Annotated in this window: 17 protein-coding genes; 11 read left to right on the top strand and 6 right to left on the bottom strand. The window is 73.0% G+C overall.

Annotation, left to right across the window (positions count from 1 at the left end; genetic code table 11):
- Positions 1–41: 41 nt before the first annotated feature.
- Positions 42–332, top strand: a complete 291-nt coding sequence (locus AB0K10_RS14695; RefSeq protein ID WP_363683482.1) for a Uma2 family endonuclease — start codon at positions 42–44, stop codon at positions 330–332.
- 45 nt (positions 333–377) lie between these two features.
- Positions 378–1,169, top strand: a complete 792-nt coding sequence (locus tag AB0K10_RS14690) for a methyltransferase domain-containing protein (protein ID WP_363683480.1) — start codon at positions 378–380, stop codon at positions 1,167–1,169.
- A gap of 57 nt (positions 1,170–1,226) precedes the next feature.
- On the opposite strand, the gene AB0K10_RS14685 is transcribed toward AB0K10_RS14690, so the two are convergent.
- Positions 1,227–2,429 carry a hypothetical protein gene (locus tag AB0K10_RS14685; protein WP_363683478.1) on the bottom strand — a complete coding sequence of 401 codons (1,203 nt, stop codon included), beginning with the start codon at positions 2,427–2,429 and terminating at the stop codon, positions 1,227–1,229.
- A gap of 602 nt (positions 2,430–3,031) precedes the next feature.
- On the opposite strand from AB0K10_RS14685, the gene AB0K10_RS14680 reads away from it, so the two are divergent.
- Together AB0K10_RS14680 and AB0K10_RS14675 are read left to right on the top strand one after the other, a co-directional pair.
- Complete coding sequence (locus AB0K10_RS14680) at positions 3,032–3,301, top strand: hypothetical protein (protein WP_363683476.1); 270 nt, start codon at positions 3,032–3,034, stop codon at positions 3,299–3,301.
- On the top strand, positions 3,301–4,338 hold the full coding sequence (locus tag AB0K10_RS14675) for a hypothetical protein (RefSeq protein WP_363683474.1): 1,038 nt from the start codon (positions 3,301–3,303) through the stop codon (positions 4,336–4,338). The genes AB0K10_RS14680 and AB0K10_RS14675 overlap by 1 nt, the downstream gene beginning before the upstream one ends.
- A 62-nt stretch (positions 4,339–4,400) precedes the next feature.
- On the opposite strand, the gene AB0K10_RS14670 is transcribed toward AB0K10_RS14675, so the two are convergent.
- On the bottom strand, positions 4,401–4,931 hold the full coding sequence (locus tag AB0K10_RS14670; protein ID WP_363683472.1) for an SRPBCC family protein: 531 nt from the start codon (positions 4,929–4,931) through the stop codon (positions 4,401–4,403).
- A gap of 142 nt (positions 4,932–5,073) precedes the next feature.
- Between AB0K10_RS14670 and AB0K10_RS14665 the strand changes: the two genes are divergently transcribed.
- Positions 5,074–6,003, top strand: a complete 930-nt coding sequence (locus AB0K10_RS14665) for an LLM class F420-dependent oxidoreductase (RefSeq protein ID WP_363683470.1) — start codon at positions 5,074–5,076, stop codon at positions 6,001–6,003.
- Positions 6,004–6,023: 20 nt separating this feature from the next.
- On the opposite strand, the gene AB0K10_RS14660 is transcribed toward AB0K10_RS14665, so the two are convergent.
- Positions 6,024–6,446 (bottom strand): hypothetical protein, encoded by a 423-nt coding sequence (locus AB0K10_RS14660; RefSeq protein WP_363683468.1) that lies wholly within the window; start codon positions 6,444–6,446, stop codon positions 6,024–6,026.
- 20 nt (positions 6,447–6,466) lie between these two features.
- Between AB0K10_RS14660 and AB0K10_RS14655 the strand changes: the two genes are divergently transcribed.
- Positions 6,467–7,318: a hypothetical protein gene (locus AB0K10_RS14655; RefSeq protein WP_363683466.1), complete on the top strand. Its 852-nt coding sequence runs from the start codon at positions 6,467–6,469 to the stop codon at positions 7,316–7,318.
- A complete protein-coding gene (locus AB0K10_RS14650) occupies positions 7,315–8,592 on the top strand; it encodes an FAD-binding protein (protein WP_363683464.1) in 1,278 nt (425 codons plus the stop codon). Before AB0K10_RS14655 ends, AB0K10_RS14650 begins: the two co-directional genes overlap by 4 nt.
- 87 nt (positions 8,593–8,679) lie before the next feature.
- On the opposite strand, the gene AB0K10_RS14645 is transcribed toward AB0K10_RS14650, so the two are convergent.
- Positions 8,680–9,825, bottom strand: coding sequence for a site-2 protease family protein (locus tag AB0K10_RS14645; protein WP_363683462.1), 1,146 nt, complete (start codon positions 9,823–9,825; stop codon positions 8,680–8,682).
- Between the two features lie 150 nt (positions 9,826–9,975).
- Positions 9,976–10,830: an alpha/beta fold hydrolase gene (locus tag AB0K10_RS14640; protein ID WP_363683460.1), complete on the bottom strand. Its 855-nt coding sequence runs from the start codon at positions 10,828–10,830 to the stop codon at positions 9,976–9,978.
- Positions 10,831–11,021: 191 nt separating this feature from the next.
- On the opposite strand from AB0K10_RS14640, the gene AB0K10_RS14635 reads away from it, so the two are divergent.
- The 4 genes from AB0K10_RS14635 to AB0K10_RS14620 are packed head-to-tail and all read left to right on the top strand — an operon-like array spanning position 11,022 to position 14,536.
- Positions 11,022–11,921, top strand: a complete 900-nt coding sequence (locus AB0K10_RS14635) for an ABC transporter ATP-binding protein (RefSeq protein ID WP_363683458.1) — start codon at positions 11,022–11,024, stop codon at positions 11,919–11,921.
- Between the two features lies 1 nt (position 11,922).
- Positions 11,923–12,738 carry an ABC transporter permease gene (locus tag AB0K10_RS14630; protein WP_363683456.1) on the top strand — a complete coding sequence of 272 codons (816 nt, stop codon included), beginning with the start codon at positions 11,923–11,925 and terminating at the stop codon, positions 12,736–12,738.
- Between the two features lie 26 nt (positions 12,739–12,764).
- Positions 12,765–13,907 carry a histidine kinase gene (locus AB0K10_RS14625; protein ID WP_363683454.1) on the top strand — a complete coding sequence of 381 codons (1,143 nt, stop codon included), beginning with the start codon at positions 12,765–12,767 and terminating at the stop codon, positions 13,905–13,907.
- Positions 13,904–14,536 (top strand): response regulator transcription factor, encoded by a 633-nt coding sequence (locus tag AB0K10_RS14620; RefSeq protein WP_363683452.1) that lies wholly within the window; start codon positions 13,904–13,906, stop codon positions 14,534–14,536. Before AB0K10_RS14625 ends, AB0K10_RS14620 begins: the two co-directional genes overlap by 4 nt.
- Before the next feature lie 10 nt (positions 14,537–14,546).
- Here AB0K10_RS14620 and AB0K10_RS14615 read toward each other — a convergent pair whose 3' ends face one another.
- Positions 14,547–15,452, bottom strand: coding sequence for a L,D-transpeptidase (locus tag AB0K10_RS14615; protein ID WP_363683450.1), 906 nt, complete (start codon positions 15,450–15,452; stop codon positions 14,547–14,549).
- Positions 15,453–15,483 lie beyond the last annotated feature (31 nt).

Below are 15,483 nucleotides of genomic sequence, written 5' to 3'. Positions count from 1 at the left end.
CGCGCGGCGATGTCCAGGTTTCCCTCCCCGAGCGTCAGGAGGTGGCCTACCTCAGCGTGTGGCGCAAGCCACCGAGCCGCAGCGTCTGGGCCGCGGTGACGGAGATCGTGCTCGTGGTGGAGATCGTCTCGCCCGGCTCGGAGGCGATGGACTCGGTCACCAAGGTCCGCGAGTACGCGTCGGCGGGCATTCCGCAGTACTGGGTGGTGGACCGCGACGGCGCGCAGACGGTCACGCTGCACCGGCTGGGTGGTGACGGGTCGTACGAGGAGTGCGCGCGGATGCCGCTGGCGTGGCTGCTCCAGACGGCACCCGGGGACCATCTCGACTGAGCGTCTGGGCCGTGGGGGCCGTCCCGCCTGTCGTATGGTGCCGGAATGGCGCACCCGGTGTGGGCGGACGGTGACGCGTACGAGGCGTACGTGGGTCGGTGGAGTCGGCTGGTCGCGGCCGACTTCGTGCGCGGACTCGGCGTGCCACCCGGGCGGCACTGGCTGGATGTGGGCTGCGGCACCGGCGCGTTGACCTCGACGGTCCTCGTCGAGGCGAATCCCGCCCGGGTCACCGGCATCGACCCCTCGGCGGGCTTCATCGCCCAGGCGCGCGCCCGCGTCGAGGACGCCCGAGCGGGCTTCCACGTCGGCGACGCCCGTGCGCTGCCGATACCCGACCGCACCGTCGACGTGGTGGTCAGCGGGCTGACGCTCAACTTCGTGCCCGAGCCGGCGCGGGCGGTGGCCGAGTTCGCCCGGGTCGTCCGGCCGGCGGGGGAGGTGGCCGCGTACGTGTGGGACTACGCGGAGGGCATGGCCATGATGCGGCACTTCTGGGCCGCCGCCACGCAGCTCGACCCGGCCTCGGCTGCGCGGGACGAGGCGAATCGCGGCACGGTGGCCGGGCCGGACGCCCTGCGGGAGCTGTGGGTGGACGCCGGTCTGGCGGAGGTGTCGGTCCGGCCGGTGGACGTACCCACGGTCTTCGCCGACTTCGCCGACTACTGGCGGCCGTTCCTCGGGGGCCAGGGCAGCGCACCGTCGTACGTCACCTCGCTGGGCGAGCCGGAGCGGGAGGCGTTGCGGGACCTGCTGGCCGCCCGACTGCCGATCGAGCCGGACGGCTCGATCCGGCTCACCGCGCGCGCCTGGGGCGTGCGGGGCACGGCCCGCTGACGAAGGCGTCGGGTGTACGCCACCCCGGGTCACCCCTTTCGGGGGACCGGTCACCCGTCACTGGTCGACGACGGCCGTCAGGGCGGCACGCTGCGGCCACGTCTCGTCGGTCATGCAGTCCGTGAGGCAGGACAGGCTGAACGCCAGCGGCCACGAGGCGCTGTGCCTGTTCTCGGCCGGCAGCAGCGCCAGTGGGGCGTCCGGGTCCCACTCGGTGGTGGGTGGGACGTGCACCGCCAGCACCTCACCCACGTACGGCCGCTCGTTCCAGCGGACGGCCCGGCGCAGCACCTGCTCGGCGGTGACCTTGAGCAGGGTGACGGTGCAGAACTCGGGCATGCCACCGCGGCTCATCCAGCGCCCGAAGCCGAGGACCGCGCTCTCGGCGATCTCGTGTGGTTCGAGGTGGCACTCCTCGCGCAGCTCCCGCAGCGCGCCGGCGACGATGACCTCCTGGAGGCTGGGCGCGGCGACCGTGGCCGCCGCGTCCTGCGGCTCCAGTGAACCGGACCCGGAGGGGGCGATGAGCCCGGGGCTGCCCACGTTGTCCCTGGTCTGCGCGACGAGCAGGAGCCGCCCGTCGATGGTGAAGGCCACCGTGGAGATTCCCACGACGTTCGCCAGCCGGCTGTCCGCGAAACTGCGCAGCCGCTTGCGATGGTCGAGGAGCAGGTCCCGCCCGCGCATGGCGAGGGTGTCCCGGCCCGCCTCGTAGACGTCGTAGGGGGCGAGGAGGTTGCTGCAGAAGAAGTCGAAGTACTGCGCCGGTCGCAGCGTGACCACCGGATCGTCGGCGCCGGTGGGCAGGTCGTCGGCGAGGCCCAGCGCCGCCCCGTTGTACATGGTGGCCGTGCGGGCGTGCCGGGCCAGGAAGTCGAACGACCAGCGCCGCAGGTCCCGTCCGAGGACGTAGCTCGTCGGCGACACGACGCAGCGGATTCGCTGGCCGCGTAGGCGAGCACTCTCGGCGGTGGGGACGACGCCTGTGCTGTGGGCGCTCGTCAGGACCCGCTTCGGGCCGGAGACCTGCTCGGCGACGTCCCGGTAGTCGTCGCCGTCGCGGGGGTGGAAGCGGAACTGTCGGGTCCGCCGACGGTTGGCGAGGATCTCCAGCGTCGACACCAGGACACCGGCTGTGGCCGCCGCGACGCTGAGCGCCAGCGGTGGGCTCTGTGCCGCGGTCGCCGCGCTCAGGACCGCCAGGCCGACGCCGGCGGTGGTCAGGCGATACCGCCAGAGGCCCTGCCGCCAGATGCTCATCGTCGTGCTGACTCTTCTCGCCGTCCTGAGCACTCGGCACCTTTTCGGGTCGCGCCTGACGGAGACGACCGCATGGTATCCGCAGCGGAAACCGTCACAATCCAGCCGAGTTGCGGCCCAAGTTTACGAATGTGTCCGCGCCTTCGCCGTACGCCGCGCCGCAGTGTCCAACGGTCGCGCAGGTCACCGGCCGGGTCCGCCGCCGGGGCGGCGGCGTGCAGTGTCGCCAACCTGACAAGACGGCAAAGCCCCTGGTAGAGCACTGTTAGGGCAGGTGGGAAGGGTACAGATAGCGAGCCACGCATCCGAATCCCACGGCCCGGTGCGGACAGCATCGTCCGCACGACGAGGCCACCACCCAGCCCGGCCCCGCCGACGCGGCCGACACGGCGTAGCCCGCCAGCCGACGTCTACGGCCCGGCCACGGCTGCCGCCGACACCGCTACGGGCGCCCGCAGCAGTGCCACCGCCTATCGGGACCTTCAGGCGTCGCCTCGGGCCACGCATCGTCCCGCCTTCCTCTTGCACATCCGTGCACCATCGCCGGGCCCGGCGTCGCTCAACCGCGCCCCGCTCCGGCGACCAATCAGAGAGGGTCCGACATGGCCACTCCCACCGTGACCGCAGCGCTGAACGGATCGGTCTTCACACCGGGACAACAGATGCTGCTGACCGTCACCTACTCCGATGCCGACACCCAACCGCTGACCGTCACCATCGTGATCACCGACGCGAAGGGCAACAGCAGCGCGCCGGTCAAGACCACCGTGGTCATCGACCCGCTCACCCTGACCGTCACCGATGACTCCGGGCGCGCCTGGGCCCGGGTCTCCGACAACGGCGCCGTCGCCGTGTACCGGTCGGTGGCGTGATGGCCCGCGTCACCGTTTCGGTGCGGGACGCTGGCGGCCACACCGCCACCGCAACCGCGGACTACACGATCCGCCGCCAACCGGTGCTCGGCGGCTACTACCTGTCCGGCGGCGCCGACCCGACCGCCGACATGGCAGGCGGCAACTTCCGCTCGCTGACCCAGTACCGCAGCTTCGCCGACGGGTACATCTTCCCCGGCTACAACCGGCCCTGGCTGATCACCCTCGGCAAGGCCGGGGTGATGATGAACATGGTCCTGGAGCTGAAGCACTACGGCGCCCCGGACGGGCCGCAGACCTTTACCGTGGACGGCACCACCTACACCGTGCCGGCGCCGTCGATGACCATCCAGCAGCGATCCGGCACCACCTGGCCGAAGGCGTACGGGTACGGACAGGTCGTCAACGGCCAGTGCGACGGGTTGTTCGCGCGTGCCCTGTCCCAGTACCGCACGCTCGGCTTCGGGGTGAACATCCAGCTCGCCTCGGAGTTCGACACCGACCACGAGTTCGGCACCACCGAGGCTGGTGTGGCGTACACCTGGGCGCAGTCCGATGCCCGCGCCGTGCAGGCCGTCAACTACATCCTCACCTGGTTCAAGGCGCGCACACTGCCAGGGGGGACGACCTTCTCGGTGGGAATCGCCGGCTTCAACCGGGACTGCTTCCGGCGCATCCACCCGGAGGAGCTGATGGCGCGGCTGGACTTCCTGCAGTGGAATGCCTACGCCACCAATGCCAGCCACACCGCGCTGGCCCGTTTCCGCAGGACGAAGGACTGGGCGGTGGCCGACCTCGGCCCGGTGGCCCTGTCCCGTCCGGTGCTGATCGCCGAATGGGGGGTACGGGTGGCCGAGATCCCCAACCAGGCCGCCTGGATCGCGACCGTGCCGGCAGCCATCGTCCAGCTCAACGCCGAGGGCGCGCCGTGGATCGCCCGGACCAACTACTTCAACTCGGGCTGGGGCACCCTGACCCCGAAGGCGACCGGGCTGGCCGCACTGCGAGCGGCGTATGCCACTCCGCCGTACGTCTGATCGGTCCGGCGGCGTACGACCGCCACCGCGGGCCCTCGCCGGCGCAGGCCGGCGGGGCCCGCTCAGCTCTCGCCGAACCGCTCGGCGTACGTGTCGCGCAACTCGGCCCAGCCGAAGTTCTTTGCCTCGGCGCCCCGGATCGGGCCGACCGGGTCGCCGTCGAGCAGCCGCTCGGCCACGTCGAGGCAGAGGTGCCAGCCGGCGGCGACCATCGGCAGCATGGCCGGGTCGGCGACGCCGTGGCGCAGGGTGAGCCGGGTGCCGGTGCCCAGTGGGGCCAGCTCCCAGCGCAGCAGGCCGTCGCCCCAGGTGTACTCGAGCAGGTGCGGCGGCTCGGCCCGTCGTACCGTCGCCGGCTGCTCCGCTGTGGTCTCGCCGTCGATCAGGGTGAGCACGGCGGCGCCGGTGCTGGCGAGGTCGCGGTCGGCGAGGAACGGTGCCCACTGCGCGAGCTGCGCCGGCTCGGTCAGCGCCGTCCAGACAGCGGCGGGTGGGTGCCGCAGGTCGCGGACGAAGACCAGTGTCGCGCCGCCGTCGGTGTGCTCGGCACGCACGTCCGCGGCCGGGGTGGGGTGGAAGCTCTCGCGGTCCATCTACTGCTCCTGACTGTCGAGGTGTGGTCGCAGGTCGTCCAGGTGCCGGGTCCAGAGCCGGCGGTTCGTATGTCGGTAAACGTATGTGACCAGGCCGGGCGGTCCCGGAGCGACGCCGGGAGTGGCTACCTATGCTCGGACCATGGAACTGCGGATCTTCACCGAGCCCCAGCAGGGTGCCACCTACGACCAGTTGCTCGCGGTGGCCCGCCGCGCCGAGGACGCCGGCTTCGGCGCGTTCTTCCGGTCCGACCACTACCTCAGGATGGGCGCGGGAAGCGGCGACCCCGGCCCCACCGACGCGTGGACCACGCTCGCCGGCCTGGCCCGCGACACCACCCGCATCCGGCTCGGCACGCTGATGACCGCCGCCACGTTCCGGCTGCCCGGTCCGCTGGCGATCACCGTGGCGCAGGTCGACCAGATGAGCGGCGGCCGGGTGGAGCTGGGCATCGGCACCGGCTGGTACGCCGACGAACACACCGCGTACGGCATTCCGTTCCCGGCGCTGGGTGAGCGGTTCGACCGGCTGGAGGAGCAACTCGCCGTCATCACCGGGCTGTGGTCCACGCCGGCGGGGGAGCGGTTCGACCACGCCGGCCGGTACTACCCGGTGAGCGACTCCCCGGCCCTGCCCAAGCCGGTGCAGCAGCCCCGCCCGCCGATCCTGCTCGGCGGAATGGGCCCGAAGCGTACGCCCCGGCTGGCCGCCCGCTACGCCGACGAGTTCAACCTGCCGTTCGCCTCGGTGTCGGACTCGGCCGCGCAGTTCGAACGGGTCCGCGCGGCGTGCGCCGAGATCGGTCGGGACCCGGGCGACCTGGTGTGGTCCAACGCCCTGGTCCTCTGCTGCGGGCGCGACGACGCCGAGGTGGCCCGCCGGGCCGCCGCCATCGGCCGCGAACCGGACGAGCTGCGGGCGAACGGCCTCGCCGGTACGCCCGACGAGGTCCTGGAGACCATCGGCCGGTACGCGAAGATCGGCAGCCAGCGGCTCTATCTCCAGGTGCTGGACCTGACCGACCTGGACCATCTCGACCTGGTGGCCAGCGAGGTCATGGCCAACCTCTGAGCCTGGTCCCGGCCGTGGCGTCAGGCGCGGTGGTGGGCGTGGCGGCCCGTGTCGCGCAGCACGGTGTCCAGCCGCCCGTCACGGTCGCTGTCCACATAGGTGATGTCCGGTACGCCGTCGCCGTCCACGTCGATCTGGACGACGTCGGCGAGGCCGTCCCCGTCGAGGTCGGTGACCACCTCGACCGAGCCGTCCAGGTGTCGCGTCACGATCGACAGTGGCCCGGCGGCGGGTTCGCGCGGCGGTGGACCGGGCGCCGGTACGGGCGTCGGCGCGGGCGCGGGGGCCGGCGTCGGACGGGGGCCCGGTGTGGGTGACGGGTGGCTCGACAACCGGGTGCCGGGCGGGGCGCTGGTCGGCTCGACCGCGCTGCCGGTCGGGTCCAGCTCCTCCTCCGAGGGGAAGACGTCGCCCCGCGGGGCCGGATCACGGTAGCTGCTCATGCGCGTAGGGTTCCCCGACGATGACGAGAACAACCGTGCCCGATCGTCCGGTGTCCGTAGCGCCCGGTCTGCCGGAGGATGCGGGGACCGACGCCACGGTCATGAACGGGGGTCCGAGCGTGGAGCTGCGCCGGAGCCGGGGGGCCCGGATGCTCGCCCTGGCGTGCGTACTCGGTGGGGTGCTCTTGTTGGCCTTTCCCAGCGACGGCGCCCTGTTACGGACGATCATCGCCGTGGGCGCGATCGCGCTCGGCGCGGTGGCGCTGGTCAGCGCGCTGCGGCCGTTCCGCTTCGGGATCACCCCGGACGGGCTCAGCATCCGGCGGCCCGGTCTGCGCCGGGAGATCGTGTGGGCCGAGGTCGACGCGCTGGTCCTCGACGAGCCGCCCCGCCGCGACGGCTACTCGACGCCGCCGCGCCTGCTGCTGGTGCCCGCCGCGGGGGTGACGTTCGAGCCGGTCACCGCCCGCCACCCGATCGACGGCCGGCCGGCCATCGAGCTGCTCGTCTTCGACCAGGTCCGGGAGCAGCCCGAGCAGGTGGCCGCCGCGCTCACCCGCTGCGCCGGGGACCGTTTCGTCGACCTGCTCGCTCTGCGCCGCGCCGCGTTCGCCGCCCCGGACCTGCCCGTCGGCCTGCGCGGCTATCGGATGGACCGGGTCGACCGGTTGATCCGACGGGGACAGGACGCCCTGCTGTCCGGGGACGCGGCGACCCGGCAGGCGGCCCGGGGTGAGATCGAACGCGCCGTGGCCGCCGGTCTGCCGATCGCCCAACGTGGTTACGGCACGCTCCAGACGGATACGGTTCTGGGCGCCCTCGTCGCCGCGTTGGCCGACCATCAGTCCACCGATCGGGAGAGCCCCGCATGACCGCGCAGGACCAGCACCTGACGTCGAGCACCGACGTGCCCCGCCGTAACTGGGCCGGCAACGTGCGCTACGCCGCCCGGCAGTTCCACCGCCCCACCACCGTCGACGAGGTGCGCCGGCTGGTCGCCGGCAGCTCCCGGATCCGCGCGGTGGGCACCGGACACTCCTTCAACCGGCTCGGTGACACCACCGGAGACCTGGTCTCGCTCGCCGGCCTGCCCCCGACCATCGAGGTCGACGCCGAGCGCGGGCGGGTCACCGTCGCCGGGGCGCTGCGCTACGGCGACGTCGCCCAACACCTGCACACGCAGGGGTACGCGCTGGCCAACCTCGCCTCGCTCCCGCACATCTCGGTCGCCGGCGCGGTGGCCACCGCCACCCACGGCTCCGGCCCCGCCCACGGCAACCTGGCCACCTCGGTCGCCGCCCTGGAGCTGGTCACCGCCGACGGGGAGCTGACGCGCGTGGACCGCGACACCGACGGCGACGCGTTCGCCGGCATGGTGGTCGGGCTCGGCGCGCTCGGCCTGGTCACCCGGGTCACCCTGGACCTGGTGCCGGCGTTCGAGCTGCGCCAGTACGTGCGCCTCGACCTTGCTGCCGAGGCGCTGGACGAGGCGTTCGACTCGGCGTACAGCGTGAGCGTGTTCACCGACTGGCGTACGCCGCGCCTGCGCGAGGTGTGGCGCAAGCAGCTCGCGGACCAGCCTCCGCCGGAGGCGGACTGGCTCGGCACCACGGCCGCCGACCAGCCGCGACACCCGGTGCTCGGCATGCCGGCGGAGAACTGCACCCCGCAGCTCGGTGTCCCGGGTCCGTGGCACGAGCGGTTGCCGCACTTCAAGCTCGGCTTCACCCCGAGCAGCGGTGACGAGCTGCAATCCGAATACCACCTGCCGCGTACGGCGGCGGCCGAGGCGCTCGCCGCGCTGGCCGAGGTGGCGCACCTGATCGCTCCGGTGTTGCAGGTCTGCGAGCTGCGGACGGTGGCTGCCGACGAGCTGTGGCTCAGCCCCAACCACGGGCGGGACAGCTTCGTGGTCCACTTCACCTGGGTCGACGATGCCGCCGCGGTGCTGCCGGTGCTCGCCGAGGTGGAGGAGCGCCTGGCGCCGTTCGCGCCCCGGCCGCACTGGGGCAAGGTCTTCGTCACCGACCCGACCGAGCTGGCCGCCCGTTACCCCCGGCACGCCGACTTCACGGCGCTGCTGACCCGCCTCGACCCGACCGGGAAGTTCCGCACCGACCTGCTGGACCGCTACTTCCCGCGCTGACCCGCCTCCGCCCCGGCCCGCCTCCGCCCCGGTTGATCATGAAGTTATTGCCACCCTGCCCGGGGTGTCGGGGCAATAACTTCATGATCAACGGGATGGGGTTGGGGTGGCGGTGCGCAGGCTGCCGCGTTGGACGGCACGGCTGATGTCGCTGGGGGAGACGATCCCGGTGAGACGACCGTCGTCGCTCACCACCAGGGCGCGGCCGTCGGCGCACTCGCTGAGCCGGGGCAGCAGGTCGTTGAGCTGTTCCCCGGGCTGCGCGAGGACCAGTTGGTCGGCCCGGCAGGCCACCTCGGCCAGCGTGGTCGACGCCCGCCTGTCGGCCGGTACGCCCCGCACCCGGTCCAGGGTCACGAGACCGGTCGGCCGGCCCTCCTCGGTCAGCGGCAGCGCCGAGTGCCGGTACGCGAACAGGTAGTGGTCGACGAAGTCGGCGACAGTCATGTCCGCCGAGGCGGTCTGCGGCTGCGGCGTCATCACGTCGCTGACCCGGATTCCGCGCAGCGCGCTCCCGGCGCGTGCCTGCCGCTCCTCCGTCCCGGCGGCGCCGATCAGGAACCAGCCGATCAGCGCCAGCCAGAGCCCACCGAAGCCGACCCCGGACAGGAACTGCCACAGCCCGAGGCCGATGAGCAGCGCGCCGAGCACCCAGCCGGCGCGCGCCGCGACCACGGAGGCCCGCGCCCGGTCGCCGGTGGCCTTCCACACCGCGGCCCGCAGCAGCCGACCCCCGTCCAGCGGCGCGGCCGGGAGCACGTTGAAGACCGCCAGCAGCACGTTGATGCCGGCCAGCCACGCGATCGCGCCGAAGAGCAGCCCACCCTGCCCGGCAAGCGCGAGCAGCAACGCGATGGCACCGAAGAACGCCCCGAGCAGCAGGCTGACCAGCGGACCGACGCCCGCGATCCGCAGCTCCGCGCCGGGGTCGCGCGGTTCGCCCCGCAGCTCGGCCACCCCGCCGAACAGCCAGAGCGTGATGCCGTCGACGGTCAGCCCGTTGCGCTGGGCCACCACGGCGTGCGACACCTCGTGGGCGAGCAGGCCGACGAAGAAGACCACCGCCGCGGCCAGACCGGCGACTGTGTATGCCACCGGCGAGCGGTCGGGGTACGAGCGGGGGAACTGGTTCGCGGCCAGCCCCCACGCGATAAGCGCGAAGATGACCAGAACGCTCCAGTTGACGCCGACCGGCACCCCCGCGATCCGGCCAAGCCGGAAACTGGCCCTCATCCCATCGAGATACCCCGCTCAGCCCCGCACATGCCGGGGAATGAGCACGTCGCTGTGATCAACTCCGGTTGCATGAAGTCGGCGTGTCCTGGCGTCAGGAATACCCCGACTTCATGGAAGGCGAGATCATGCTGGCGTGCGATGGGCGGGTCAGCGGCGAGGGGCCTCGCTGGCGACTGTCGCCTCCCGGGGCAGCGCCGCCGCGCGCAGCGCCCAGTCCAGCGCGTAGTCGGCGATCTGTTCCCAGCCGTCCTGCCCGACGGTGAAGTGCGACCGTCCGGGGAACTCCTCGTACGCGGTGAGCGCCCGGGACTTCTGGTAGAGGCCCGCATTGGCGCGGACCACCGACGCCGGCACCACGTGGTCGGCTCCGCCGGCCATCAGCAGCAGCGGCGCGCGGTCGTCGCGCCCGACGTCGACGCGGGCGGGTGAGCGCGGGTCGAGGTTGGCGAACGCGCCCTCGAAGAACACCCGGCCGGCGCCCGGGACGGCGTAGCGCTGCCAGGCCCGGTCGGAGTCCGCGCGGCTCATCGTGTTGCCGAAGGCGTAGGCGAAGTCGTCCGCGGTGAACGGGACGGCCCTGCTCCGGTTGGCGGGGCTGCGCAGGATCGGGAAGCCGGAGCGCAACTGGCTCAACGGCACCTTGAGCACCCCCTTCGTCGCCGCGGGATGCACCCCGACCACCGCCGCGCCCAGGCCGCGGTCGGCGAGGACCTGCGCGAACAGGCCCCCGAACGAGTGGCCCATGATGATCGGCGGTTGGGGCAGCGCCCGGATGATCCGGTCGTAGTGGGCGACGATCGTGGCCATGCTCTGCTGGGCGATCGGGGTGGGATCGTCGCGCAACTGCTCCACGGACCGGTCCATCCCGGGCCAGGCGGGGGCGATGACGTGCATGCCGCGCGCGGTGAACCGCTCGATCCACCCCTGCCAACTGCGCGGGGTCATCCAGAGTCCGTGGATCAGCACGACCGTGTCGACCCGACCCTGCGGCGTGGCACCCATCGCGTCCTCCCGGTGTCGCGGTGTCCGGCCGCGCGCTTACCCGCTGCCGCGCCCGGAATTCCTCCCCTCGCGGCCCGGCCGCAGGGCGCGGGCACCGCGCGGCGACGGCGCATCGCCCCTGACAAATGTCACGGCCGGAACGTGACGGCCGCTCCGGGAGCCCCGGCCCCCGACGCCGGAGCATCTATGCCATGACCAGTACGCATCCGGCCGTCGAGCTGAACGGCCTCACCAAGACCTTCGGTACGGTCACCGCGGTCGACGGGCTGAGCCTGCGGGTGCAGCCCGGCGAGGTGGTGGCGTTCCTCGGCCCCAACGGGGCGGGCAAGACCACCACCATCGACATGCTGCTCGGCCTGGCCCGCCCGGACGCGGGCACGGTCCGCGTCCTCGGTGGCACCGCTGACGAGGCGGTGGCCCGGGGTCGGGTCGCCGCCGTCCTCCAGACCGGCGGGCTGCTCAAGGACCTCACGGTGGGCGAGACCGTGCGGATGACCGCCCACTTCTACCGGCACACCCGCCCGGCTGCCGAGGTGCTGGAGCGCGCCGGCATCGCCGACATCGCCGACCGGATCGTGGGGCGGTGCTCCGGCGGCCAGCAGCAGCGGCTGCGGTTCGCGCTGGCCCTGCTGCCGGATCCGGACCTGATGGTGCTCGACGAGCCGACCACGGGCATGGACGTCGAGGGCCGCCGGGACTTCTGGCAGGCCCTGCGTCGCGACGCCCGCGACGGGCGGACGGTCATCTTCGCCACCCACTACCTGGACGAGGCGGACGCGTACGCCGACCGGATCGTGCTGGTCCGGCAGGGACGGATCGTCGCCGACGGCACCACCGCGGAGATCAAGAACCTGGCCGCCGGCCGTACGGTGCGGGCCACCCTGCCCGGCGCCGACCAGGCCGCGCTGGCCGCGCTGCCCGGCGTGGACGCCGTGGAGGTACGCGGCGACAGCGTGCTGGTGCGGACCGGCGACTCGGATGCTATCGCCCGCCACCTGCTCACCCGGACCGCCGCCCGGGACGTGGAGATCACCTCCCGCAACCTCGAGGACGCCTTCCTCGCCCTGACCACCGAGCGCATCGGAGCCTGACATGTCCACCCTGCCGGCCACCCCCGCAGCCACCCGTACCGACCGACTCGACCAGCCCGACCGTCGGCTGCCCGCGATGGGTGGCTTCGCCCCGGCCGTCCTCGGCATCGAGCTGCGCCGGGTGCTGCGTAACCGCCGTACCCTCGCCTTCACGCTGATCATGCCGGCGGTCTTCTTCCTCATCTTCGGCCTGCCGCAGCGGGGGCAGATGCTTGACAACGGGCGGCCCGTGACGGCGTACGTCATGATCAGCCTCGCCGTCTACGCGGCGATGGTGGCGACCACCAGCGCGGGCGGCGCGGTGGCCACCGAGCGGGCGTTGGGCTGGAGCCGGCAGCTGCGGCTCACCCCGCTGCGTCCGCCCGCCTACGTGGCCACGAAGGTGGCCACCGCGATGACCCTCGGCCTGCTCGCGGTCGTCATCGAGTTCGTGGTGGGCGCCGCGGCCGGTGTCCGCCTCCCGCTGTACGTCTGGCTGCTGTCCGGGCTCGCCGCGTGGATCGGCTCGCTGGTCTTCGCCGCGTTCGGTCTGTTCATCGGCTATCTGGTGCCGGCCGAGAACGTCATGCAGTTCATCGGGCCGATCCTGGCGGTGCTGGCCATGTTCGGCGGCCTGTTCGTGCCGGTCGAGGTGCTGCCGCACGTGCTCCAGCAGGCCGCGAAGTTCACCCCGGTGTACGGCATGGGTGAGCTGGCTCGCGCCCCGCTGACCGGCGACGGGGTCAGCATGGCCGGGTTGGCCAACATGGTCTTCTGGACCCTGGCCTTCGGCATCGGCGCGGCCCGGCTGTTCCGCCGGGACACCGCTCGGGTCTGACCGCCGCTACCGCTAGCGTTAAGCCGATGGACTCCCTGACGGGTCAGCCCCGACCGGTGAGCCGCCGATGGCGGTTCACCGGTTGGCTGCTGGCCGCGGTGTGGCTGTTCTTCCTCAACGTGCCGATCTCCACCGCGCTGGACCAGGCGCAGCCGTGGCGGCGAATCGTCGGCGTGGCCACCCTCTTCGTCTTCGGCCTGGGCTACGTGCTGCTGTTCCAGTGGGCCCGTCACCTGCGTGAGCACCTTCAACCGATTCCGCCACGACGGGCCGGGCTCGCGCTGTTGGGCTTGGTGGCGGTTGGTTTGGCCAGCATCCCGGGCACCGCCGGGGACTGGACGGCCACGCTGGTGTTCGTGGCCGCGTCCGCGGTGTTCCTGCTGTCGGCGACGCAGGCGCTTGTCATCGTGGCGCTCTGCGCACTGATTCCCCTGCTGGGCGCCTGGCTGGTGCCGACCTGGACGGGGGAGAGCACTGTCACCGTCGCGGTGGTGCTCGCCTCGTTCGCCATGTTCGGCGTGTCCCGTCTCGCGCAGCGCAACAGCGAACTCCGGGCCGCCCAGCAGGAGATCGGCCGGCTCGCGGTTGCCGAGGAGCGGGCCCGCGCCGCCCGCGACCTGCACGACATCCTCGGGCACTCGCTGACCGTGGTCGCTATCAAGGCCGAGCTGGCCGGGCGGCTGATCGAGGTCGACACCGCCCGGGCGGCCGCCGAGATCGCCGAGGTGGAGAGGTTGGCGCGGGCGGCGCTGGCCGACGTGCGGCAGACCGTCGGGGCGTACCGGGAGGTCACCCTCGCCGGGGAGCTGGCCGGCGCGCGGTCCGCCCTCGCCGCGGCGGGCATCGCGGCGGAGTTGCCGGCCGAGGTGCCGGAGCTGCCCAGGGAGTGGGACCGGCTGTTCGGCTGGACGGTACGGGAAGGGGTGACGAACGTGGTCCGGCACAGCGGCGCGCGGTGTTGCACGATCCGGGTGCGCCCGGACGGGGTCGAGGTGAGCGACGACGGCCGGGGGCCGTCCACGCCGGACGCCGATGCCGCCGGGTACGGGCTGGTCGGCCTGCGCGAGCGGGCCCGCCGGCTGGACGCCGTGGTGACCGTGGGTCGTCGGTCCGACGATGGCGGCAGCGGCTTCCTGCTGCGGGTGCACGCTCCGGCGGAGGCCCGGTGAGCGCGGCGTCCCCGCCGATCCGGCTGCTGCTCGCCGACGACCAGGCGCTGGTGCGGGGCGCGCTGGCCGCGCTGCTCTCCCTGGAGCAGGACCTGACCGTCGTGGCCGAGGTGGGCCGCGGCGACGAGGTGGTGTCCGAGGCGCTCCGCACTGCCCCCGACGTGGCCCTGCTGGACGTGGAGATGCCCGGCCTGGACGGGATTGCCGCCACCGCCGCGCTGCGGGCCGCGCTGCCGGCCTGCCGGGTGCTGGTGGTGACCACGTTCGGTCGGCCGGGCTATCTGCGCCGCGCCATGGAGGCCGGTGCGAACGGTTTCGTGGTCAAGGACACCCCGGCCCGGCAGCTCGCCGACGCGGTCCGCCGGGTGCACGCCGGCCTGCGGGTGGTCGACCCGACGCTGGCCGCGGAGACCCTGGCCACCGGGGCCAGCCCGTTGACCGAGCGGGAGACCGAGGTGTTGCGGGCGGCCCGGGCCGGCGGCGCGGTCGCCGAGCTGGCGAAGGCGCTGCACCTGTCCGAGGGGACGGTGCGCAACCACCTCTCGGCGGCGATCGGCAAGACCGGCGCGCGCAACCGGGCGGCGGCAGTCCGCATCGCCGAGCAGAACGGCTGGCTGCTCGGCGACTGAGCGGCGCCGCTCAGGCGGTCGGCGGCGGGGTGGGAAGCTGGTCGACCACCACCAGGCTGCTGCCGGGCCGGACCTCGGCGAGCAGTTCTCGCTGGCCGCTGCGGGTGACCCGGATGCAGCCGTTTGTGGTGTTCTCGCCCAGGTCGTCGTCGTTGTACCAGGTGTGCAGGCCGATGTGCGCGCCGCGCAGCCCGGTGGGCACCGCCTCCGGGTCGTCGGGCACCGAGCCGAGGGCGTAGATGTCCACCCCGCCGTAGACCTCCTCCGGCGGTGGGGTGCGGCCCAGGACGAACGTCCGCCCGAGCGGCGTCTCCTGCCCGGACTGGCCGAGGCTCGTCTCCCAGGAGCGCACCGCCTTGCCGGCCCGGTACCAGGTGAGCCGGTGCGCCTTGCGCTCCACCACGATCTGGTCGCGCAGCGCCACGGTGTCGAACCCTCCGGGCGCCAGCCAGGCCAGACGCCTGTTGGCCGAGGGCAGCAGGACTGCCGTCCAGCCGACCCGCCGCTGCGCTATCGGCACGGTCAGCTCGACACCGGCGAGCGTCGGTTCGAGGAAGGCCAGCGGCCGTCCGCCTGGCGCGTCGTACGCGGCGATCTTCCGGGTCGGATGCACGCCCTCGGTCAGCGCGGTGGTGTCCATGGTGGCCGGGTCGGCGGGGAAACCCTTGGGCGCGGGGTCGTAGTCGAGCACCGGCAGACCGGCCGGGGCGGGCGCGGCCGGCGGGACGGACTCCTCCGGGCTCTGCTCGATGCTGCTCGGCGTCGGGTCGGCTGCCACGGTTCGGTCGGGGTTCGTCGAGCGCGGGGTGAGGGCCTGGCCGACCAGCAGCGCGGTGATCAGCAGGGCGGCCACGGCGACGGCGGTGACCACCCAGGCACCCCGGCGACGGTACGGGGTCATTCGGTCAAACGGCACCAAACCACTTTATGTCGATGGGTGGTTCGGG

It is taken from the genome of Micromonospora sp. NPDC049274 (assembly GCF_040678875.1).
In the GTDB taxonomy this organism is placed as follows: domain Bacteria; phylum Actinomycetota; class Actinomycetes; order Mycobacteriales; family Micromonosporaceae; genus Micromonospora.
The sequence above is the reverse complement of the archived record's forward strand: the minus strand, read 5'-3'. Positions and strand labels throughout refer to the sequence as shown.

What these genes read in the sequence shown, in the direction of transcription:
- AB0K10_RS14660 (WP_363683468.1), bottom strand. Translation starts at nt 6,446, where the DNA reads ATGAGCAGCTACCGTGATCCGGCCCCGCGGGGCGACGTCTTCCCCTCG.
- AB0K10_RS14635 (WP_363683458.1), top strand. Translation starts at nt 11,022, where the DNA reads ATGACCAGTACGCATCCGGCCGTCGAGCTGAACGGCCTCACCAAGACC.
- AB0K10_RS14655 (WP_363683466.1), top strand. Translation starts at nt 6,467, where the DNA reads ATGACGAGAACAACCGTGCCCGATCGTCCGGTGTCCGTAGCGCCCGGT.
- AB0K10_RS14650 (WP_363683464.1), top strand. Translation starts at nt 7,315, where the DNA reads ATGACCGCGCAGGACCAGCACCTGACGTCGAGCACCGACGTGCCCCGC.
- AB0K10_RS14640 (WP_363683460.1), bottom strand. Translation starts at nt 10,830, where the DNA reads ATGGGTGCCACGCCGCAGGGTCGGGTCGACACGGTCGTGCTGATCCAC.
- AB0K10_RS14630 (WP_363683456.1), top strand. Translation starts at nt 11,923, where the DNA reads ATGTCCACCCTGCCGGCCACCCCCGCAGCCACCCGTACCGACCGACTC.
- AB0K10_RS14680 (WP_363683476.1), top strand. Translation starts at nt 3,032, where the DNA reads ATGGCCACTCCCACCGTGACCGCAGCGCTGAACGGATCGGTCTTCACA.
- AB0K10_RS14685 (WP_363683478.1), bottom strand. Translation starts at nt 2,429, where the DNA reads ATGAGCATCTGGCGGCAGGGCCTCTGGCGGTATCGCCTGACCACCGCC.
- AB0K10_RS14645 (WP_363683462.1), bottom strand. Translation starts at nt 9,825, where the DNA reads ATGAGGGCCAGTTTCCGGCTTGGCCGGATCGCGGGGGTGCCGGTCGGC.
- AB0K10_RS14670 (WP_363683472.1), bottom strand. Translation starts at nt 4,931, where the DNA reads ATGGACCGCGAGAGCTTCCACCCCACCCCGGCCGCGGACGTGCGTGCC.
- AB0K10_RS14665 (WP_363683470.1), top strand. Translation starts at nt 5,074, where the DNA reads ATGGAACTGCGGATCTTCACCGAGCCCCAGCAGGGTGCCACCTACGAC.
- AB0K10_RS14625 (WP_363683454.1), top strand. Translation starts at nt 12,765, where the DNA reads ATGGACTCCCTGACGGGTCAGCCCCGACCGGTGAGCCGCCGATGGCGG.
- AB0K10_RS14690 (WP_363683480.1), top strand. Translation starts at nt 378, where the DNA reads ATGGCGCACCCGGTGTGGGCGGACGGTGACGCGTACGAGGCGTACGTG.
- AB0K10_RS14675 (WP_363683474.1), top strand. Translation starts at nt 3,301, where the DNA reads ATGGCCCGCGTCACCGTTTCGGTGCGGGACGCTGGCGGCCACACCGCC.